Annotated in this window: 21 protein-coding genes; 16 read left to right on the top strand and 5 right to left on the bottom strand. The window is 61.2% G+C overall.

Going from position 1 to position 20,167, the window contains the following annotated elements; genetic code table 11:
- The 15 genes from LAN64_17500 (at position 1) to LAN64_17430 (ending at position 13,996) form a co-directional block, all read left to right on the top strand.
- Positions 1-303: a hypothetical protein gene (locus tag LAN64_17500; protein ID MBZ5569626.1), complete on the top strand. Its 303-nt coding sequence runs from the start codon at positions 1-3 to the stop codon at positions 301-303.
- An 88-nt stretch (positions 304-391) separates the two neighbouring features.
- Positions 392-1,174 (top strand): GvpL/GvpF family gas vesicle protein, encoded by a 783-nt coding sequence (locus LAN64_17495; protein MBZ5569625.1) that lies wholly within the window; start codon positions 392-394, stop codon positions 1,172-1,174.
- A 21-nt stretch (positions 1,175-1,195) separates the two neighbouring features.
- Positions 1,196-1,438 carry a gas vesicle protein GvpG gene (locus LAN64_17490; GenBank protein MBZ5569624.1) on the top strand — a complete coding sequence of 81 codons (243 nt, stop codon included), beginning with the start codon at positions 1,196-1,198 and terminating at the stop codon, positions 1,436-1,438.
- Positions 1,439-1,450: 12 nt separating this feature from the next.
- Positions 1,451-3,430: an ArsA family ATPase gene (locus tag LAN64_17485; GenBank protein ID MBZ5569623.1), complete on the top strand. Its 1,980-nt coding sequence runs from the start codon at positions 1,451-1,453 to the stop codon at positions 3,428-3,430.
- Positions 3,420-3,698, top strand: coding sequence for a gas vesicle protein (locus LAN64_17480; GenBank protein ID MBZ5569622.1), 279 nt, complete (start codon positions 3,420-3,422; stop codon positions 3,696-3,698). The genes LAN64_17485 and LAN64_17480 overlap by 11 nt, the downstream gene beginning before the upstream one ends.
- Positions 3,685-4,062 carry a gas vesicle protein K gene (locus LAN64_17475; protein MBZ5569621.1) on the top strand — a complete coding sequence of 126 codons (378 nt, stop codon included), beginning with the start codon at positions 3,685-3,687 and terminating at the stop codon, positions 4,060-4,062. Before LAN64_17480 ends, LAN64_17475 begins: the two co-directional genes overlap by 14 nt.
- A gap of 9 nt (positions 4,063-4,071) precedes the next feature.
- Complete coding sequence (locus LAN64_17470) at positions 4,072-4,395, top strand: gas vesicle protein (GenBank protein MBZ5569620.1); 324 nt, start codon at positions 4,072-4,074, stop codon at positions 4,393-4,395.
- Positions 4,396-4,678: 283 nt separating this feature from the next.
- Positions 4,679-5,014, top strand: coding sequence for a cytochrome c (locus tag LAN64_17465; GenBank protein ID MBZ5569619.1), 336 nt, complete (start codon positions 4,679-4,681; stop codon positions 5,012-5,014).
- Positions 5,015-5,052: 38 nt separating this feature from the next.
- Positions 5,053-6,891: a DUF3373 family protein gene (locus tag LAN64_17460; protein MBZ5569618.1), complete on the top strand. Its 1,839-nt coding sequence runs from the start codon at positions 5,053-5,055 to the stop codon at positions 6,889-6,891.
- A 71-nt stretch (positions 6,892-6,962) separates the two neighbouring features.
- Positions 6,963-9,176, top strand: coding sequence for a molybdopterin-dependent oxidoreductase (locus LAN64_17455; protein ID MBZ5569617.1), 2,214 nt, complete (start codon positions 6,963-6,965; stop codon positions 9,174-9,176).
- A gap of 5 nt (positions 9,177-9,181) precedes the next feature.
- Positions 9,182-9,913, top strand: a complete 732-nt coding sequence (locus LAN64_17450) for a 4Fe-4S dicluster domain-containing protein (protein ID MBZ5569616.1) — start codon at positions 9,182-9,184, stop codon at positions 9,911-9,913.
- 7 nt (positions 9,914-9,920) lie between these two features.
- Positions 9,921-10,766: a cytochrome b/b6 domain-containing protein gene (locus LAN64_17445; protein ID MBZ5569615.1), complete on the top strand. Its 846-nt coding sequence runs from the start codon at positions 9,921-9,923 to the stop codon at positions 10,764-10,766.
- Between the two features lie 4 nt (positions 10,767-10,770).
- Entirely contained in the window at positions 10,771-11,106 is a 336-nt protein-coding gene (locus LAN64_17440; protein MBZ5569614.1) for a metalloregulator ArsR/SmtB family transcription factor, read from the top strand.
- 368 nt (positions 11,107-11,474) lie between these two features.
- A complete protein-coding gene (locus LAN64_17435; protein MBZ5569613.1) occupies positions 11,475-12,398 on the top strand; it encodes a respiratory nitrate reductase subunit gamma in 924 nt (307 codons plus the stop codon).
- A 74-nt stretch (positions 12,399-12,472) separates the two neighbouring features.
- The gene (locus tag LAN64_17430; protein ID MBZ5569612.1) at positions 12,473-13,996 is read left to right on the top strand and encodes a (Fe-S)-binding protein; all 1,524 of its coding nucleotides are present in this window, start codon (positions 12,473-12,475) and stop codon (positions 13,994-13,996) included.
- Positions 13,997-14,094: 98 nt separating this feature from the next.
- Here LAN64_17430 and LAN64_17425 read toward each other — a convergent pair whose 3' ends face one another.
- From LAN64_17425 to LAN64_17405, 5 genes are all read right to left on the bottom strand, one after another.
- On the bottom strand, positions 14,095-15,198 hold the full coding sequence (locus tag LAN64_17425; GenBank protein MBZ5569611.1) for a radical SAM protein: 1,104 nt from the start codon (positions 15,196-15,198) through the stop codon (positions 14,095-14,097).
- Positions 15,195-15,440 carry a PqqD family protein gene (locus LAN64_17420; protein MBZ5569610.1) on the bottom strand — a complete coding sequence of 82 codons (246 nt, stop codon included), beginning with the start codon at positions 15,438-15,440 and terminating at the stop codon, positions 15,195-15,197. The genes LAN64_17425 and LAN64_17420 overlap by 4 nt, the downstream gene beginning before the upstream one ends.
- A gap of 65 nt (positions 15,441-15,505) precedes the next feature.
- The gene (locus LAN64_17415; GenBank protein MBZ5569609.1) at positions 15,506-16,318 is read right to left on the bottom strand and encodes a hypothetical protein; all 813 of its coding nucleotides are present in this window, start codon (positions 16,316-16,318) and stop codon (positions 15,506-15,508) included.
- Entirely contained in the window at positions 16,306-16,812 is a 507-nt protein-coding gene (locus LAN64_17410; GenBank protein MBZ5569608.1) for a S24/S26 family peptidase, read from the bottom strand. Before LAN64_17410 ends, LAN64_17415 begins: the two co-directional genes overlap by 13 nt.
- A 243-nt stretch (positions 16,813-17,055) precedes the next feature.
- Positions 17,056-19,050, bottom strand: a complete 1,995-nt coding sequence (locus LAN64_17405; protein ID MBZ5569607.1) for a hypothetical protein — start codon at positions 19,048-19,050, stop codon at positions 17,056-17,058.
- A gap of 212 nt (positions 19,051-19,262) precedes the next feature.
- Here LAN64_17405 and LAN64_17400 point away from each other — a divergent pair, with 212 nt between their 5' ends.
- On the top strand, positions 19,263-19,961 hold the full coding sequence (locus LAN64_17400; protein ID MBZ5569606.1) for an IS1595 family transposase: 699 nt from the start codon (positions 19,263-19,265) through the stop codon (positions 19,959-19,961).
- Positions 19,962-20,167 lie beyond the last annotated feature (206 nt).

Raw genomic sequence — 20,167 nt, 5'->3', positions numbered from 1 at the left:
ATGGCGATTCCACTGCGAGGGCTCAGGACGATCCGCACCATGGCAGGGAAAGTGGACCCCATCACGGTTCCGCACCGGGCGCATCTGCAGGTTGCCTGCCTGGAGCTCGAAAAGACACGGCGGGCGACAGAGCGAACCAGTGCGGTGCGGCGGGTGGCAGAGTTGGACGCCCGGCTCCGGGAGATCGATTCGGAGCAGGCGCGCTTGTTGCAGGCTCTGGCGGCGCACAAGGAAAAAAACGCGGGAGCCGGAGCCAAGCCGCCGTCCCGGGTACGGGCGCAGCCGTTCCGCATCCGGTACTAGCCGGGGTGGAAAATGACGGCGCGGGTCCAGCCTCTATCTCCCCGCGCCCGCATGCACGCCAAGGAGAAAATTTGTGCCTAGCCATAGTGTGACTCCCAGGCCGACGACGCAATATGCGCCGGGGCCCGCCGCGCGCCAGAAGACTTACCTGTACGCCATCATCACCGGCGGGCGGGAGCGCGTCTACGGCGGGTTCGGCATCGACGGACAAAACGTGTATTCGATTGCGGCGGGGAAGGTGGCGGCCGTGGTCAGCGCCTTTTCGGGCGAGGGAGTGCGCCCGGAACGTGCACGCCTGACCGCCCATCACGAAGTCTTGAAGCGGCTCATGGCGGAGAGCACTCCTTTGCCCATGAAATTTGGGATCGTCGCCGAGAGCCCGGCGACCGTACGGCGAATGCTGGCGCGCAACCACCAGTCTCTGGTGGGGCAACTGGAGCGCCTAGCAGGCAAGGTAGAGATGGGACTGCGGGTGACCTGGGACGTTCCCAATATCTTCGAGTATTTCGTCAACACGCATCCCGAGTTGGGGCTGGCGCGTGACCGGCTGCTGGGGGTGAACTGCGCGCCCACGCAGGAGCACAAGATCGAGGTTGGCAGCATGTTCGACCGCCTGCTCACCCGGGACCGGGAAGCCTACGAGACGCGGGCGATGGAAATGCTCCAGACGCGGGAGTGCGAAATCCGGCCGTTGAAATGCCGCAACGAGCGCGAGGTGATGAACCTGGCTTGCCTGATTCGAAAAGATGCGATGGCCCGCTTTGAGTCGTCGGTATTTGAGTTGGCGAAGCAGTTCGACAACAATTTTGCCCTCGACTACAACGGGCCCTGGGCGCCGCACAACTTCGTGGATGTGGAACTGCTGCTGTAAGCGCCAAAGGGGAGGCTGCCGGTGATTTTGGTGGACGATATCCTGCTGGCTCCGTTTCGCGGCTTGCGCTGGATTTTCGAGGAGATACATCACGCCGCCCACGAGGAGATAGCGAACGGCGCCGAATCCATCACGGCGGAGCTCAGCACTCTCTACATGATGCTGGAGACGGGGAAGATCACCGAACAAGAATTCGCCCAGCAGGAGAAGCTCCTGCTGGACCGGCTGGACCAGATCCAAAGGCCGGCGCCGACGATCGAATAGCGAGAAGGAACCATGGCAGGAAGCATCGCAGGGGGAGGGAAAGTGAAGGAGCCAGAGCCGAGCTTTCTGGCGCCTCGCGGCTTGCAGTTGCTGATCTTCGGCGGAAAAGGCGGTGTGGGCAAGACCACCTGTGCCACCGCCTCGGCATTGCGCCTGGCGAGGCGCGCGCCCCAGTCATCGTTTCTGCTGGTCTCGACCGACCCGGCGCACTCTCTGGCCGACAGCCTGGCGGATCTGGTCCCGCCGCACAACCTGAAGGTTCTGGAACTGGACTCCGAGAAATACTTGCTGAAGTTCAAGCAGAAGCACAACCACCATCTGCGCGAGATCGCCTCGCGCGGAACTTTCTTGGACGACGACGAGATCAACCGCTTCCTCGACCTGTCTCTGCCGGGCCTGGACGAGTTGATCGCGTTTCTGGAGATTGCGGCTTGGGTAGAACATCGCCTGTACGACTGCATCCTTGTTGACACCGCTCCCAGCGGTCACACCCTGCGCCTGTTGACCATGCCGGAATTCCTGCGCAAGTGGCTGGCCATGCTGGAGACCCTGCTCGCCAAGCACCGCTACATGAGATGGAAGTTTTCTCGCTCCCGCGAGCGCGACGAACTGGACGCATTCCTGGATGACCTGGCCGGCTCGGTGAAACGTGTGGAGGAAGTCCTGGTGGATTCCCAGCGCTGCAGTTTCGTTCTGGTCATGCTGGCGGAGCCGATGAGCCTCCGAGAAACGGTCTCGATTGTGAAGGAGGCGGATTATCTCCAGCTGCCGGTGCGCGACATCATCGTCAACAAGCTGTACCCGGTGAATGACTGCAGCGTCTGCCGCCATGAGTACTTCCTGCAGGCCCGCTCTCTCCGGAAACTATTTCTTGAGACTTGCCTGCCCAGGTTCGCGCTGTGGGGCATTCCCCTACACGCCGAAGAAGTCCGAGGAGCAAGCGCACTGGAGCCATTTTGGGATGCGGCCCGGCCCATCCGCGAGCCTCCGGCGGAGGTGGCGGAGGAAATGGCGCTGCCGGCAGTCCAGGAAGGAGAAGGGATGCAGGTTCCCGGGCCGGGAGTTGCGCTGCTGATTTTTGCCGGCAAGGGCGGCGTGGGCAAGACAACCCTGGCCTGCGCCGCTGCCCTTCACTTGGCGGAATGTTCATCACGAAGAGTTCTCCTGGTTTCTACCGGGCCCTCCCACTCACTGTCGGGGTGCCTGGACCAGGCGATTGACTCCAAGCCAAGACGCATCCTGCCCGGCTTGACCGCCCTGGAAATCGATTCGGAGGCGGAGTTTGAGGCGATGAAGCGGCAGTACGCGGGGGATATCGAGAAGTTCCTGGAGTCGGTCTCCGGCAACTTTGATTTGTCTTACGACCGCGAGGTCTTGGAACGGGCCCTGGACCTTTCTCCGCCAGGTCTGGACGAGGTGATGGGCTTGACCCGGGTTATGGCGCTGCTGGCTTCGCGGGACTATGACGTGCTGGTGCTGGATTCGGCCGCCACCGGCCACCTGATCCGGCTGTTGGAGCTCCCAGAGGTCATCGATCAATGGCTGAAAGCGTTTTTTGACGTGCTGCTGAGGTACCGGCAGCTTTTCCGGCTAACTGCGTTTTCCCAGAAGCTGGTGGAGATGTCCAAGAATCTGAAAATGCTGCGGCGGTTGCTGAAGGATCCGACTGGTTCGGCCCTCTACGCGGTGAGCATCCCGACCGCAATGGCTTTTGAGGAGACGCGCGACCTGCTGGCGGCCTGCGGACGTTTACGGATCTCGGTGCCGGGACTGTTCATCAACCTGCTCACGCCACCCAGCGATTGCGGGTTGTGCTCCTCCCTGAGCCGCCAGGAATCGCTGATCTGCGAGAGATTCAAAAGGAATTTTCTCGGCCGAATCACCCGCGTCTACCGCCACGGAGAGATTCGCGGACTGCACGGGCTGCGCGACCTGGGAGAGGCGCTGTATCAGCGCACGGCGACGGAATCGAGTGTGGTCCATGCCGATTGAGAATACAACCGCAGCCGACCTTGTGACGGCGCCACGGGTGACCTTGAATGATTCGCAGCGAATTTCCTTGTGCGAGGTGCTGGACCGAGTGCTGAACAAGGGCGTGGTGGTGGATGGGGAAGCGACCATTGCGGTAGCCGGAATCGACCTCATCTATCTGGGGCTGAAACTGGTGCTGACCTCCATCGAAACGGCGCGCCTGGGCTGGCATGGCGCCGCGGCGGATTCCGGAGCGCGGACTGGGGAGATGACAGATGCAGCCTTGTGACCCGGCGCGGGTGGAGTCCGACAACCTGAGCGAATTCGCTCGGGTGATGGAGGTCGACAGACTCCCCGGCTCCGAGTTACACCAGATGCGGCGCTGCCGGACCCCGCGCCTGAACCTCGACGGCAACCAGCAGAAGAACGGGCTGGGACAACTGGTGCTGACTCTGGTCAAAGTGCTGCACGAATTGCTGGAGCGGCAAGCCATCCGTCGGGTGGAGTCCGGTTCCCTGAGCAGCCAGCAGGTGGAAAGGCTGGGCCTGGCCCTGATGCAGCAAAGTCGGGAAATTGAGCGGCTGCGAAAGGAATTCGGCCTGGAAGAAGAGGATCTCAACCTCGACCTTGGCCCGCTGGGAAGACTTCTGTAAGGAGCAATCATGGCGCAACAACACGGTCCGCCACACTCGCTGCAAACTTCCACCCTGTCGGATGTCCTGGAGCGAGTTCTGGACAAAGGCATCGTCATCGCCGGCGATATCAGGGTCAAGCTGGTTGACATCGAGCTGCTTTCGATCCAGATCCGCCTGGTCATCTGCTCGGTCGAGAAGGCCCAGGAAATGGGCATGGACTGGTGGGTGAACAATCCCATCTTCCGTGCCGACAAGCAGGCGGAAATCGCGCCCGGCCCTCTGGCCAGCATCGAGGAAAGGATGTCCCGGCTGGAAGCTTCCTTGCACAAAGTGCCTGTGCCGGCAAGCTGAGAGCGCCGAGGGGTCAGTGGCCACAGCGGCTTCCACTCGCCGTGAAGTCATACCCGTAAAACCTGGACTTCTTCGTTAGGAGTGCTCCGCTGAGCAAGCGCTCCGCCTTCCGCCGGCGATCTTCGGGGCCGCGCCGCCGGAACGAACGACCGTTCTATATTAGTAACATTCTTAATTGCGAATATGCTTAATACAGCAACACGTGATGTGTATCACTGCGCGGGCAGGCTTTCCGGCGCACCATCGTTCCCGGCGTATTCATTCTTTGCCAGGAAGGCCACTCATGCGTTGCGCGAAAATCGTCCTTCTCGTTCTGACTTCCGCGGTTCTGCTCGCCCTGCCGGTTTCCGGCCAGGACGGCAAGACCCTGTACCGAAACAACTGCAAGGTTTGTCACGACAAGGGGTCGCCCCATAAGCAGTACACCCCCATGACGATGACCCAGGCGCAGTGGCGCAAGTTCTACAGCGCCAAGCTCGCCGCCTCGCACGCGACTGTCATCCATCCCAATACCGGCAAGAAGCTGTTCGAATCGCTGACACCGGAACAGATGAAGGCGATCCAGCGCTTCTGCATCGATCACGCCGCCGACTCGGAAGCGCCGGCGACTTGCGGCTAACAACGGCTTTGGAACGCTTTTCATAGAGGAAGGATTTCATGCGTACATTTCTTGCCAGTCTCTTATCGGTCGTCCTGCTGGCGGGACCCGGAGCGTGGGCGCAACAGACAGCGCCCGGCAACGATTCCTCCGAGCTCCGCCAGGAGGTCGATAACCTGAAGAAAACCATTGTTGCCCTGGAGGCGCGCATCGCCGCCCAGGAGCGACAGAAAACCGCAGCATCGAAGCAGCAGACGCCTGCCGAAGGCACGGTATCGGCGGCGGACCTCAAAGACCAGGTCAAGGACTTGGATGACCGGGTCAACAGCACCGAGAAGAAATCCGCGCTCGACCGGCTGAACTGGAGCGGGGACTATCGCTTCGAAGCGCACACCATCCGCGGCAACGTGCCGGCTCACTATGACGGCATGAACCTCCAGAACCTGGTGGTGCGCACCTTGTGGTTGACCGCGCCCACCGCCCAGGGCGGGCTCGGCATGCCCTTTGACCCAGCCATGTTGCAAACCATGACGCCCGCACAGTTTAAGGGGCTCCTGGATAGCCAGGTGGCGGGCAACTACGGCTCGTACCAATACTTCACCAACAACCTGACCTTCAACCAGTTGAAGCAATCGATGGGACAGTTCCCGCCGGCCATGCAACAGCAGTTGATGGGTTACCTGATGCAAGCTCCCGGGGTGTACACCCCCGGGTACTCGGACAACACCGACGCCCTCTTCACCAATCGCCTGCGGCTGCGCTTCAACGGCAAGGTGTCCGACAACGTCAGCGTGGATGCACGACTCAGCATGTACAAGGTATTCGGGGACTCCACCGGCGTGCAGATGTTCAATGGCCAGCCCAACACGCTGGCGATTGACGGCACGACCACGCGCGTCCCTTCCGGCGACATGCTGCGCGTCGAGCGCGCGTTCTTCAACTGGACCAATATCGGCGGATCGAAGATGTACTTCTCCATCGGACGCCGCCCGTCCACCGATGGCCCGCCGCTCAATTTCCGGCAAGACGAACCCCGCGGCGGCACGCCCACCGGCGCTTTGTTCGATTACCAGTACGACGGCATGACCTTGGGGTATCACATCACCGAAAAAACCACGGTCCGGGCGTGCTACGGCGTCGGCTATTCCTCCGGCTTTGGCAATGGGAACCTGCTGAAAACGCCGGCCGACCGTCTCAAGGACGTTCACCTCTTGGGTGTCATGAGCGACCTGTATGAAAGCGACACCGCATTTGTTCAGGCGCTGGCCGCACACGCGTGGAATGTCACCGACGGGTTCAACGGAGAAATCGTCCTTCCCAACAACCCCATCACCGGCGACGCCATCGGAGCGCCGGTCATCATGCGTTACACACCATCGGCGAACCTGGGCGGAATCAACCTGTACGGAATTGTCGCGCAAAAGAAGTTTGGCCCGGTGGATATGTTCGTGAGTGGCAACTGGAGCAGCCTGCGCCCCAATGGCGTCACCACACCCTTCGGCGGCATGGGCAGCGATCCATTTGATGTTCCCACCAATCACGAAGGCCAGATGATCTACGTGGGACTGCGTTACAGCTTCCCGCAAAACGACGGCAAAACCAAAGTCGGCTTCGAGATGAACCACGGTTCCAAGTATTGGTTCAACTTTGCCAATGCCGAAGACGACATCATTGCGCCCAAGACGAACACGCGCGGCGAAGTGTATGAAACGTACCTGACGCACCGCATCAACGAGCGCTTCATCTTCAAGGCCGCGTTTCAACGCTACAACTACACGTGGTCCGGCTCCGGCTGGCATCTTGGCGCTCCCAAGCGGCTGGATTCGGTGCCTTTGCTCGGATTCCCGACCTACGACGCGGCGAACATGTTCACCTTGGGTCTGACAGCGCGCTTCTAGGCAGACCTCCTGAGGCGTGTGGGACCTGCGTCCCACGCGCCGCCTCAGGTTCGCAATGTTGTGGAGGACCAATGGCTACCAGGTTCACGCGCCGCAGGTTTCTGCAGGGAACTGCGCTTGCGGCCGGAATAACTACCGCCACCACCTCCGTGGCTGACGTGCATCCGCCCGGCTGGCGCGGAGAGACGCGCGTCCAGCAGATCGCGACCAACTGCGAGATGTGTTTTTGGCGCTGCGGCGTGATGGCGGAAGTCGTTGCCGGCAAGCTGCTCAAGCTGCAGGGCAACCCTCATCACCCCATGACCAAAGGCAAGCTCTGCGCTCGCGGCAACGCCGGCGTGGCGCTGCTCAACGATCCCGACCGCCTGAAGTATCCGCAGATCCGTACCGGCAATCGCGGCGAAGCAAAGTTCAAGCGCGTTTCCTGGGACGAGGCGCTGGACTTTCTTGCCACACGTCTCCAAGACCTAAAGCAGAAGTACGGTCCGGAGAGCGTCGCGCTCTTTCCCCACGGCGTCCACTCGGGTTTCTTTGCCACCCTGATGAAAGCCTATGGCACGCCCAACTCGGCGGAGCCGGCGTTTGCGCAATGCCGGGGGCCCCGCGATATCGGCTACCAGCTTACCTTCGGTCGCCCCGTGAATTCGCCGGAGCCGGTGGACCTCGAAGAATCCCAATGCATCGTTCTCATCGGCAGCCACATCGGCGAGAACGTCTTTACGTCGCAGGTCACTGCCTTCGCCGAGGGCCTGGCGCGCGGCGCCAAGCTCATCGTTGTCGATCCGCGTTTTTCCACCGCCGCATCGAAGGCGAACTTCTGGCTGCCGATTAAGCCGGGCACCGATACCGCGTTGTTGCTGGCGTGGATGAATGTTGTCATTTCCGAGAAGCTCTACGACAAAGCCTACCTCGATCAATACGCCACGGGCTTCGCGGAACTGGCGAAGCACGCAGAGCAGTTCACTCCTGAGTGGGCGGCGCCCATCACCGAACTCTCTGCCGCGCAAATTCGCGAAACGGCACACCTCATGGCGGAAGCCAGACCCGCAGTCGCGATTCATCCCGGACGGCACGTTACTTGGTATGGCAATGACACGCAGCGTGCTCGGGCGATGGCGATCTTGACGGCGCTGCTCGGCGCGTACGGCCGCAAAGGCGGAATTTACCTGCCCACCAAACTCTCCACGGGCAAGATTCCCCTGCCACCCATGCCGGAGTCCGAAAAAGGCGCTGCCGACCGCGTCGGAAATGTCTATCCGCTGGCTACCGAGGACGCCTATGGCCTCACACACGGCCTCATCGAAGCTACCCGGACCGGCAACCCGTATCCTATTAAAGGATGGGTGGTATACGGGCAGAACATTCTGGAAAGCGTCCCCATGCGCCAGAAGACCGTCGCAGCAATCAAGAACCTGGAGTTCATGGCGGTGGTGGACGTTTTGCCCATGGAAATGACCCGCTACGCCGACCTGGTCCTACCCGAGGCGACCTACCTGGAGCGCTACGATCCGCCGGCGATCGTCACCACCCATAAGCGGCCCTATATTTCAATCCGTCAACCCGCGGTCGAGCCTATGTACGAGTCCAAGCCGGGCTGGTGGATTGCCAAGCAAATGGCCAAGCGCTTGCGACTCGAGGACTACTTTCCGTGGCGTGACCCCGACGATCATCTCCGCCAACTGATCGCTCCTCTCAATATCAGCGAGACGGAACTGAAATCGTTAGGCGCAGTTTCGTTTCCCGGCAAGCCCTACATCGAGGGCCGCAGCGAAACCGATCCTCCTCTTTTTCCGACGCAGAGCGGCAAGATCGAACTGGTGTCGTCGGTCCTGAAGGACTTGAAGCTCGATGCGCTGCCCAAGTACGAGGCGGTGCCGGACCCGCCCGACGGATACTTGCGGCTGATTTACGGCCGCGCGCCGGTGCATTCGTTTTCGCGCTCGGCGAATAATGCCTGGCTCGACGATCTCATGCCTGAGAACCCGGTGTGGATCAGTAGCCAAGCCGCGAAGCGAATCGGAGTGCACGACGGGCAGAAGGTCGTTCTGGAAAACCAGGATAGCGTGAAGAGTCCCGAGGTGACGGTCAAAGTGACGCCGGCCATCCGCAGCGACGTCGCCTACACCGTGCATGGTTTCGGCCCGCAGGCGCCCGGTCTCAAAAAGGCTTACCAGCACGGGTTTTCTGATAATGCCCTCATGACGCGTGTTGCCATCGACCCGCTCACCGGTACGACCGGCATGCGGGTCAATTTTGTGTGCGTGCTGCCGGTGGAGAAAGGTTAACAAGCATGGCCAGATATGCGATGGTCATCGATCAGGAACGCTGCGTAGGTTGCCAGTCATGCACGGTGGCGTGCAAGTCGGAGTGGGATGTGCCCAATGGCTATGCCCGAACCCGCGTGCGCCCGGCCGGGTTGCGCGGGACGTATCCGAACTTCACCTCGGCGTTCTTCGTCTCGCAATGCAACCAATGTGAGCGTCCCTCCTGTCTTCCCGCCTGCCCGACGGGCGCAACCTGGCAGGATGCCAACGGCGCCGTGCGCGTCAACCGCGACCTTTGCATCGGCTGCGGTAGTTGCGTGGCGGCGTGTCCCTATGGCGCACGCTACGTGAACCCCGATCGCGGTGTGGTGGACAAGTGCGACTTCTGCGCGCCCCGCCTGGAACATGGGCTCGAACCCGCGTGCGTGGCTACATGTCCGGCTAAGGCCAAAGTGTTTGGTGACATGGAGGACCCCAGCAGCGAAGTGTTCCGCCTGGTTTATCGCGCGGGCGCAAAGCGCATGGAAACTGCCGATATAGCCATCGGACCCAACGTCTATTACACCGGCAAGCCCGAACACCTGGAGATGGCTGCCGCTTCATTCGCTCCCACACCACCCAGAACTGTTGCTGCGGCCTTCGTATGGACGAGGCTGGCGAAGAAGCTCGTCTACCTTGCTGTGGGTACAACGTTCCTCGGACAGGCAGGCGCATTCTTCCACCAGTTGTCAGTCGGCGAAAAGCAGTCTGACGAATAGAGGTCACATGGCCACCGACATCGTTTCCACTTCTCCCTACGCGCTTACCGCCGAACAAGCCGAGACTCTTGCGCTACGCCAGGTAAAGAAGCACCAGGTAGCCATCGTCCTGCTTCACTGGTTCAATGCGCTCGTATGGCTCATCGAACTGGCAACTGGCTCCGCGATCGTAGTCACGCCTCCGTTTGCTTTCATGCCGCATTGGTACCTGGTCATGATGGAGAGCATCTTCGGCTCGCGTGCCAACCTGCTGCGGGTGCACATTGCCGCCGGCCTCACCTGGATGATCGTCTTCGGCGTTTACGCTATCTTCGGCTGGCGCAATTACCTGCACACCGAAGTCCTGAAAAAAGAAATCGGTCTCGACGCAGATGACTTCCGCTGGTTGCGCATTCGCGTGCTGCGTCTCGTCGGCCGCTCCTCCGAGGGTCTCCCGCCGCAGGGAGCTTATAATGCCGGGCAGAAACTCTATGCCGTAATGGTGTACGCCATGGTGCCGCTGATCATGGTTACCGGCGCCATCATGACGTTTCACCTGTTCAGCGCCTTCCTGGTGCAGTGGGCGATGGTGCTGCATTTCGTCGCCGTGGGCATGGTCGTTTCCGGCCTGATGATCCACGTCTACATGGGCGCGGTTTTTCCCGAGGAGCGTCCGGCGTTTTATTCGATGATCACCGGCATGGTCAGCGAGCTGTATGCATTTCGCCACCACTACAAATGGTGGCGTGAAGTTAAAATGCAGCAAGCAGATGGCGCACACACAATATCCCCAGAGGAGGACCGCTCGCATGACACGCTCGAAACGGGCAACGGGTCGAAACCGGAAGCCAGCGCTGCGAACGGGGCGAGGTGAGATAGTGCAGAACAGCAACGGCAAACCGGTTGACCCGGAGATTTACGTCCTTCAATCCCGCATCTGCAAAGCGTTCGCGAATCCCATCCGCCTCCAACTCCTCGATCTGCTGGCCGAACGCGATTGGTTCGCCTCCGAGCTCCAGCAGCGCTTGCACATCAGTAACCCGAACCTGTCGCAGCATCTGGCGGTCCTGCGCACCGCCGGCGTCGTGGCCACCCGTCGCCAAGGCAAGCAAATGCTCTGCTCCCTAGCCATGCCGCAGGTCAAGAGCGCCTGCCGGATCATTCGCGACGTGTTGCGAACGCAAATTGAGAAGCGCCATTCGCTGGCGGTGTGATGAAGTGAGAGTCGGTGTCGCCGCTGGCCTCCAGGATGCCGCGCCGCAACTTGAGCAGCTTTGCGGTGCCACAGCTTCCGCCCTTCGATGCGGGCAGCAGAGCGACGCAGGGACGGCTGACTCTGCTTCCGTCAGCGCGCTGGAGAATTGTCGAGCAGACTTCCAGCACAACCCTGTAGCCAGGGCGATCTTGTGCCCGTCAGCGGCTGGCCAGCGGAGCGAAATCGCAACCAGTCTGCCCCGCCCTGGGTGGCGGACGGCCTTGGGCCACGGCACGTGATGCAGGTCACACGGCGGGGAGAGGTCAGGGAGGTACGCTGTAGGAGAAGCAATGGTGGTCCGGACCCCAGCACTGTCCGGAGGCAGGTATGACGATTGCAGTTTACCTCGGCATTTATCTTAGCTTACTGATCTTTCTCGCCGGATGCCTTCTCCGTGTGGTGCGGTACGCCCGAGCGCCAATCCACCTGCGATGGGAGTTGTATCCGGTTCCGCATGAGAACCCGGAACGCGCCGCATACGGAGGTTCCTCGTTCGAAACCAGCAACCGGTCGACAAGGCCGCCACACTTCAACTGGCGCGGCGAATTGCGTGCCACGCTCCCGGAAATCGCCTTCCTGAGAGGGTTGTGGGAATTCAACCGCCGGCTGTGGTACGCGTCGTTCCTGTTCCATGCCGGCCTCTACCTGACGATCGCTACTGGGTTGCTGATCGCCGCTGGGGCGTCGTTGGGCGGACCTTCGCATGCGAGCTTCGTTTTCTGGATGCGCGGCTTGTATCACGCCACGGCTTACGCCGGCGTCGTGATGACGTTGTCCGGAGCGGTAGCTCTGTTGTTCCACCGGCTTACCGATCCTGAACTGAAGAACTACACCAGCGCGGCCGACATTTTCAATTTGCACTTTTTCATCCTGACGTACGGCCTCGTCGCCGCCGGATATCTCGTACGCGGCCCAGGAACCGCCAGTGCCAGCGCGGTCTTGCGGGGGCTGGCAACGTTTGACACTTCCCTGGTCCTCAGCACCGGCTTCGCGGTTGGCCTCATGCTCGCCTCGGCGCTGGTGGCCTACATACCGTTCACGCACATGGCGCACTTCATCGCGAAGTACTTTACCTACCACGCGGTGCGCTGGGATGACCGAGAGAACCTGCGCGGCGGGCCGATCGAAGCGAAACTCGCCAAGCAACTGGCCTACCAGCCGACCTGGGCGGCGGCGCACATCGGGGCCGACGGGCACAGGACCTGGGCGGAGATTGCGGCGATGCGTCCCGCGCAGGAGGTTCGCAAGTGAAAGGCCGGTTGAACATCGCGGATCTTTCTCGCCCCGATCGCGAACCTGTCGCTCATCTCGAGAACCGTGACCTGATGCCCCTGCCTCACCCGCTGGACGGCCATGACCGGGCGTGGGGAGCGCTCGCACCGCAGATCCGGGACAAGTACGAATGTGGGCTGGATGACACTTGCGCGGTCAGCGTCCCGCACCCGCCAACGGCGGCCGAAGAGCGGCGCCTGGTAGCGCAGTTTCTCTCCGGTCTGGAAAAGTTGTTTAGCCGGGAAAACAACTGGACGTTTCTGCAGCCCCTGCTGCTGACCATGGAGCACTGCACGCGCTGCCAGACGTGCGCGGAATCGTGCCACATCTTTGAAGCCAGCGGCCGGAACGAGCTCTACCGCCCTGTGTTCCGGTCGGAAATCCTGCGGCGGCTCTACTTCAAATACGTCAAGCACGGCGGCCTGCTATCGGCGTGGCAGCACGGCGAAATCGAATTGAACTGGCCGCTGGTGGCGCGGCTGATTGAATTGTCGTATCGCTGCAACCTGTGCCGCCGTTGCGCGCAGACCTGCCCGATCGGGGCCGACAACGGCCTGGTCGCCCACGAGCTCAGAAAGCTGTTCAGCCAGGAAATGGGAATCGCAGCCAAGGAACTGCACCAGCAAGGGTCCATGCTGCAGTTAAAGGTCGGCTCGTCAACCGGCATGAGCCCGGAGGTGGTGAAGGACAATATCGCCTTCATTGATGAGGACATTAGCGAGAGGACCGGCATCGAGGTGCGCACACCGTGGGACGTCGAAGGCGCGGATGTACTGCTGATTCACAATGCCGGCGAGATCATGGCGTGGCCGGAGAATCCGGGCGCCTTCGCGCTGATCCTGAACGTGGCGGGAGTGAAGTGGACCATGTCGTCGGAGCTGGCGGGCTATGATTCCATCAATTACGGCCTGTGGTACGACGACGTGCAATTCGCCCGCGTCGCGTTGCAACACGCGGAAATCGCGCGCCAGCTCAAGGTCAAGAAGATCGTCGTCGGGGAATGTGGCCACGCGCACAAGGCGCTGTGCGTGATCGCCGACCGCCTGCTGAGCGGTGACCTGAACGTTCCGCGCGAGAGTTCCCTCACCTTGCTGCGCGACATCGTCATGAGCGGGCGCATCCAGTTCGATCCTTCCCGCAATGACTTTCCCGTGACCTTGCACGATCCCTGCAATCTGGTGCGGTTAATGGGCGTGGTCGAGCCGCAACGCGAAGTGGTGCGCGCTTTGTGCCCGCAGTTCCGGGAAATGGAGCCGCACGGTGTGAACAATTACTGCTGCGGCGGCGGCAGCGGCTTTGCCATCATGAGCGGACACAATTTTCCCGACTGGCGGTTTCATGTGGCTGGGCGCAAAAAGCTGGAGCAGGTGCTGAACGCATTTTCCGACTGCTTGGAACCGGAAACTCCCAAGTATCTCTGCGCGCCCTGCAGCAACTGCAAGGGGCAGTTCCGCGACATGCTGGCGCACTACAAGCTGTGGGAACAGAACCGGATTCTCTATGGCGGTCTCGTGGAGCTGATCGTGAATGCGATGGCGGACGTGAAGCCCGGCTTCATTGAGTGGGAGTGGCGCTGAGCTGCCAGATCAGCGGCCCGCGGGTGTAGTGCCGGCTTTCTCGGTAGCGACCGCGCGGCGGCCAACAGAATCTGGATCGATTGACTTCGCCCGACGCGTCAGGCGGCGGCCATATCGATCTGCACCAGGCCCGGCAAGGTGGGCCGCTGCTTCGCGCCTTGCTTGGCCAACATGTTCGCCGATGGGATTCCCGTCCGCGCAAACGACTTCTCGCAATCGGCGGTGGACGGGCCGCGCATGTTGCCTTCCAGAAACGCCAGCCCCGGGCACCGCGTGCACGATGAGACGTGCACGCACGATGAGCACGTGGGCAGGTCGCGCGCCGTGATGGAGCGCACTTGATTCAGCTTCGCTGAGTTGCGCCAAATGTCGAGGAAGCTTTGCCGGCGCAGGTTGCCGCTGGGCAGCGGAAACTGCACGCAAGGATAAACCTCCGCGTAGGGCGAGATGTAGCAGGAAGTATGGCCGGCGCCGCACGGGATCTGGCTGAGCGCGTCTTCGTCGGCCACCGGCGGCGGAGCGCAGTACTCGTCCACGTTGCCCACCAGCGCGGGATCGTGAAACGCCTTGCGCAGCGCCTCGCCAGGTACGCGCAGGGCCAGCACGCCGGTGCCGCCGTTCATCATGGGCGTGATGGTCGGGTCGAGCGTGTACCCCACTCCCATCGCCGCGGCCAGGCGCTGCACGCCGCTGGCGTCGGGCAAGTTGGGGCGCATGAGAACATTTGCTATCGTGACCTTGACCCCTTGCGAGTGCAGGAACTCGATGGCGCGCAGCGTCTTCTGGAGCGAGCCCGGCAGCTTGGTGATGCCGTCGTGGACCTCCGCGCGGTGCGAATAAACGCTGATCTGCACCTGCTCCACGCCGAGTGCCCGGATGCGCTGTGCCTCGGGCTCGCGGATCATGACCGCGTTGGTCTTCAGTTTCACGTTGAACAGAAGAGCGCGGGCGCGTTCCAGGATCTCGAAAAGATCGCGGCGCAGCAGCGGTTCGCCGCCGCTGATCGTCAGGAACAACACGCCGGCATCGGCGAGTTGGCCGAGGATGTCCACGATCTCCGCCGTCGTCATCTCGCCCTTGTCATCGTGCTCCAGGTAGCAGTGCTCGCAACGCTCGTTGCAGCGGTAGGTAACGTCAACATGAGCGGCGAGGGGCACTCCCAGCCCCAGCGCCTTCGCGTTCAGCTCCGCCATCAGGCTCATCGGGTCTCCTGGGGGGCGCGCGCCTCGGCGATTGGCTGTTCGGAAACCAGTAGGATTCCATGGCTGGCCAGTTCGTTCACCAGCGCTTCCGCGTCGGCGTAGGCGATCTCCGGTTCCACCTCGTACTGGCCGCACACCGCCGCCTCGACAATCTCGGAAAGTGGAGTGCGGCCATCGGCCGCCTGCCAGATCGCGGTCGCGACCGGGTTGAGCGTGTACAAGGTCGAGTCCACAGCGGACATGATGACCAACTCGTCGCCGAGTTTGCGGGCGGCGATGGCCCTGCTGTGGGCGATGTACTTCGCCGTCATCGGATCAACTCCCAGACTCGCTGGTCGGGAAAAAACGTCAGGCGTTGGACCGAAACCCTGGCCACGAATTCACAGCAAGCATGGAAGACGCGCTGCACCAGCGCCGGTTCCTCGGCAAAGAACAGGATGTTGCGCATCAGCCGATGCACGGCTTCGGACGGTGGCACGGGATCAATGCAGTTCTCCGGGCCCTTGGCCAGCAGGTAAACCGTGCTGATGGGCGCGGAGACGTTTTCTCCCACGCGGCCCAGCTCGCCCGCGAATGGGGTGCCGAAGGCGTCGTATCCCTGGGGACGGCGCCGCACATACGAGACCTCGTCGGTCAACAGTGTGACATCGGGCAGCGCCAGGCGTGCGATCGTGGTCTTGCCTGCTCCCGAGAGCCCGGAGAACAGGAACGCGCGGCCGTCCCTCACCACGCTCGCGGCATGGAGCAAAAAACCACCTTCCCCGGCCAGGATGATGGAGTGGACGATGCGCAGGACCGAGTCGACCGAATACGGATTCGGTGACTGGCGGATGTGGCCGCGTCCGCAACCCGGCTCCCATTCTGCCCTGAAATCGCCGCGCTGGAACGACCAACGCCGGTTCCGGCAGCGGACCTGAACCCCATCGTCCGGACCCATCCCGCTGGGAGAAGCAAGGTCCACGTCGAATTCGAATCCGGCGCCTGCAGCGGGGTTCACGAAGCCGCAGTAGCGCTCCTCCAACATCCGTGCGAAGTCTGCATCTGAGGTGCGCAGCAGGACTGGGATCCCTCCGACTTCCACCGCTACCGCATAGGCTGGCGGTGTCGCTAGCTGGGGCACACTTCCTCCGGATGCATGCTCGTGAAAAGGGAAACCCGCGGAATGCGGAGGAACAACGCGCGCAGGCGCAGCAGGAAATTGCAGAAGATTGTGCTGCGGCTCGCCGCACCCGCGAGCCAGCGGCCGCAAGGACTCAGAACCGCTGGCGTACGCGTTGCGCCCTCACGGGAGATGAAAACCACGCGGCCGAGGAACTCGTCAGCTCCCACCGGAGCGTCGGTGGCGGCCAGCGAATCGCCCCGAGTCAGTAGGCAGGTTCCCAAGGCGCGCTCCACCCGGTGAACAAAAAAACGCTCCTGGCGCGTGAACAGCACCAACTCTCCCGTGGTGATCTCGGACAACTGGGCTCGGCGGATAAGCAGAAGGTCACCGGGCCAAAGCGAAGGCAACATGCTTGAACCGGTGACCTGAAGACGAAGCTCACCAAAACGCCCGAGGACTTCCGACGCCAGGCTGCACTTGCACCGCTGGTCCGCGGCCAATACGGTAGACACCACCATTTCTCCACTCTAAGAATTCTTGCGATTGCTCCTGCATTGCAACTGAGTGGGATCGATCTTCCCGCAGGACAGAGCCATGGTTTCGAAGATCCGCTCGTAGCGAAACGAGGGCTTCTGGTATGGCTTGCGAGCGGCCGGAGCTGATTCGTGTGGCCGAGTCACCGCTTTTTCAGACATATCCCACCGGACTTCACCCTTCTTCGGATTGTATAACCCATCCGCGAATTTCCTGCAGTATCACTGCAGAGCATTCTGGGTCAACTTGAAGGCGCAAGTGCCCAGTCGGACGTTGCCGCCGGTGCCTGAGCCGCTGTTAATGGTCGTGTAAGTACAAGTGAACGTGGTTGCGCTCGGTGTCGCTGTCACCGTGCAGTTGCCATTCACGTTAGCGTTGGTATTGAGGGCAATCGCAACCGTCTCGCCGATCGCCAGCCCATGGTTGGTGGCGCCCGTCGAGTAGGTCCCGACTCCATTCGTCTTGGTTGAGGTGCCGCTCAGGGCCCTATTGGTGCCGGTCCAGCAACTGCCGTTCGTGATGTTGCCGCTGGCAGACTTTCCAAAGTACATGTTCGCGCCCTGGGCGGTGCCGGTGGCGCCGTTATCAATGATGACGCCGCTGGTAAGGACGGTGCCGGCGGTGCCCGTGGACTGCTGAATGCATGTGGGCGCATTGGGGCAGGTCGCGCTCGTGAGATCGGTGGTGATGACAAAGTCATCCAGCACTCTGTTAGTGCCCAGGGTCAGGAAAAGCCGGTCGTTGGTGCCGTTGTTGAAGGCGGTGAGCGGCGAGCAGGATTGGTTGGTGTTAGTGCCCAGATTACCGACGGAGACAGGAGTACCGATGACCCTGCTGGCATTAAAAGGAATGCGGTAAAGGCGCCGCCTGGTACCACCGGCCAACGTCCCGCAGGCGTACAACCGGGGCGTGCCGGAACCCGTGTAATAGGCATCATTCAGCGCCCCCATGCGAGCGGGCTGCACATTCCTCGGTCCGATGTTCTGTCGAGTGACGGTGCCGATCGTTCCCGTGCTCAGGCTGACCTGGATCTGAACTGCGACCGCGGCGCTCAACGCGCCTGTCACGCCCTGATCGTCACCCGCGAAGACATAGACCAACTCGTTGCCGCTGGCGCCGGTGCCATCCACGATGGGTGCACTATTGATGCCACCCTGGTTGGCGTTTCCCACCGCAACCGTACCCACGGAAGTTCCGTCGGATCCTTTGCGCACGTATAGCGTTCCGTTTGCCCCGCCGACATAGATGTTGCCAGTGACACCGTCCGCCACGGGTGCGGTCAATATCGTTGCTGCCCCCACGTTGACGAAGCCGTTGGGCGCCCAAGCGGTGGTATCCAGGCTGGGTGCGACCGGTGCGGCCTGGCAGGTCGGTGTCGTGCAGAACACATTCGTGATCCAGTAGAGGTTCCCACTGTTATCGCCGACATAGGCCACGTCATGATCGTAGTCCACGAAAGGCGAGGAGTTGGTGACATTGCCGCTCAAGGTCACCGTGGCCATGGTGCCCGATCCTGCTACCGGTGCCCCCGCCGCGGCCGCTGGGGCGATCGGTCCTGCCACCGTGCCTTCGGCCCTCCAGGCCAGAACGTGCAACTTGGCGGGTGTGGAGTTTTCCACCCAGATGATCTTCGTCCCATCCAGAGACGTCGAAACGGAAGTCGTATTTGCACTCGCGTTGAAGTACGCGAACCGGACGGAGGGCCCGCTTACGGTGTTGCACAAGCCCGTTCTGGCGGCGTTGGAGTACAACTGGTTCACCCCGATCAGGTTTGCTGCCGTGGCCGTGCCCGCGACATTCACCGGCATCACCAGGTAGTCCGCGGTACAGCTTGGAGAAGCAAAGTTCTGGGTAAAGATTGCCGGGTACTGGTTGGCGGCAATCGGCGTCGCCGTGTTGGGCGTGCCCATGGAAAACGCCCAGTCCACCTCGAACGGCTTCTCCGTTCTCCTCTCCTGCCTCCCCTCCTGCCGTTCTCTCGCGTTGCGCGCCGCTACCACTCTCCTCAAGTAAGACGAGAGCGCGCGCGGATCCCTGGTGGCTGCCATGGCCGCGTTCATCTGAGTGGGTGTATTCGTGTAAACGACGTGACGATGGCTCCAGTCATGCGTCAGGCTGACTTCTTGCTTTCCGTCCTCCGCCAATGTCGGGATCGCGATAACTACCAACAGACATGCCAACCACCACACACGCACACGCGCACGGGTAGCTTTCACCGGGGTCACCTCGAGGTCGTTCCGTAGAATTTGACTCTAACGGCGTTTGAGGGCAACGTCAACTCAAGGCTTACCAGGTTTTTCCTCGGGTCGCCGGCCAGGACCAAGTAGCAAGGACGAATCAGGCCGGCACTTTCTTTACAGTCCCCGAATATATATTTGGCGATAATATACTTGACTCAGTTCACTGAGTGTGCTACCTTATTCTTGCCATGAAACAACAGCAAGAGAAAGAGCCACTTACCCTGCAAGGAGCGATTCGCTACTTCACAAATCCCGACAATTGCCTGAAGTATATCTCAGCACGTCGCTGGCGCGATGGCGTGGTGGTCTGTCCAAATTGCGGAAGCAGCGATGTGAGCTTCATTCCCACCCGCCGCCTGTGGGAGTGCAAAAGCAAACACCCCAAGCGGCAATTCAGTGTGAAGGTCGGCACTGTGATGGAAGATTCCGCGATTCCGCTGGACAAGTGGTTAACCGCGATGTGGATGATTGCGAATTGCAAAAACGGCGTGAGCAGCTATGAGATTCATCGCGCCGTTGGCGTCACACAAAAGAGTGCGTGGTTCATGCTGCATCGGATTCGGCTGGCGATGCAGGATGGCCCATACACTCACAAACTGGGCGGTCCTGGCGGCGAGGTAGAAGTGGACGAGAGCTTCATCGGCGGGAAGATGAAGAATATGCACTCGCGGAAGCGCAACCGCATCGTCCACAAGGCTGGCACCTCTGGCGCTGTGGAAACAAAAACTGTTGTGATGGGCTTTCTAGATCGTGATCTCCGTAAGATTCGCACTAAAATTGTGCCGACCACTTCAACGCGTGGTCCTGCAGAGTCAGGTTTTCAAGCACGTCGCGCATCACACAAATCTCTATACCGATCAGTCCAGTGCGTACCAAAGCCTCAATGAGCACCCGTTTGTTCACCGGGTTATGAATCATCTGGAAACCTACGTCTGTTCCGCTATCTGGACGAGCAGAGGGTGTCCCATCCATAGTTGAAGGTTGAGGGGCGGTTCTCGACCCGGCTCTTGATAGAGTCGGGTTGGAAACTTTCTCAACGAAAGGAGAACCGCCTTGAAGCGAAGCTACCACACCCTCAGCACTTTGGGAAAAA

The sequence above is a fragment of the Terriglobia bacterium genome, from assembly GCA_020073185.1.
Lineage (GTDB): Bacteria > Acidobacteriota > Terriglobia > Terriglobales > Acidobacteriaceae > JAIQGF01.
The sequence above is the reverse complement of the archived record's forward strand: the minus strand, read 5'-3'. Positions and strand labels throughout refer to the sequence as shown.

Excerpts from the sequence above, each read along its gene's own strand:
- LAN64_17500 (MBZ5569626.1), top strand. The coding sequence starts at position 1 with ATGGCGATTCCACTGCGAGGGCTCAGGACGATCCGCACCATGGCAGGG.
- LAN64_17485 (MBZ5569623.1), top strand. The coding sequence starts at position 1,451 with ATGGCAGGAAGCATCGCAGGGGGAGGGAAAGTGAAGGAGCCAGAGCCG.
- LAN64_17480 (MBZ5569622.1), top strand. The coding sequence starts at position 3,420 with ATGCCGATTGAGAATACAACCGCAGCCGACCTTGTGACGGCGCCACGG.
- LAN64_17475 (MBZ5569621.1), top strand. The coding sequence starts at position 3,685 with ATGCAGCCTTGTGACCCGGCGCGGGTGGAGTCCGACAACCTGAGCGAA.
- LAN64_17470 (MBZ5569620.1), top strand. The coding sequence starts at position 4,072 with ATGGCGCAACAACACGGTCCGCCACACTCGCTGCAAACTTCCACCCTG.
- LAN64_17465 (MBZ5569619.1), top strand. The coding sequence starts at position 4,679 with ATGCGTTGCGCGAAAATCGTCCTTCTCGTTCTGACTTCCGCGGTTCTG.
- LAN64_17460 (MBZ5569618.1), top strand. The coding sequence starts at position 5,053 with ATGCGTACATTTCTTGCCAGTCTCTTATCGGTCGTCCTGCTGGCGGGA.
- LAN64_17455 (MBZ5569617.1), top strand. The coding sequence starts at position 6,963 with ATGGCTACCAGGTTCACGCGCCGCAGGTTTCTGCAGGGAACTGCGCTT.
- LAN64_17450 (MBZ5569616.1), top strand. The coding sequence starts at position 9,182 with ATGGCCAGATATGCGATGGTCATCGATCAGGAACGCTGCGTAGGTTGC.
- LAN64_17445 (MBZ5569615.1), top strand. The coding sequence starts at position 9,921 with ATGGCCACCGACATCGTTTCCACTTCTCCCTACGCGCTTACCGCCGAA.
- LAN64_17435 (MBZ5569613.1), top strand. The coding sequence starts at position 11,475 with ATGACGATTGCAGTTTACCTCGGCATTTATCTTAGCTTACTGATCTTT.
- LAN64_17430 (MBZ5569612.1), top strand. The coding sequence starts at position 12,473 with ATGCCCCTGCCTCACCCGCTGGACGGCCATGACCGGGCGTGGGGAGCG.
- LAN64_17425 (MBZ5569611.1), bottom strand. The coding sequence starts at position 15,198 with ATGAGCCTGATGGCGGAGCTGAACGCGAAGGCGCTGGGGCTGGGAGTG.
- LAN64_17420 (MBZ5569610.1), bottom strand. The coding sequence starts at position 15,440 with ATGTCCGCTGTGGACTCGACCTTGTACACGCTCAACCCGGTCGCGACC.
- LAN64_17400 (MBZ5569606.1), top strand. The coding sequence starts at position 19,263 with ATGAAACAACAGCAAGAGAAAGAGCCACTTACCCTGCAAGGAGCGATT.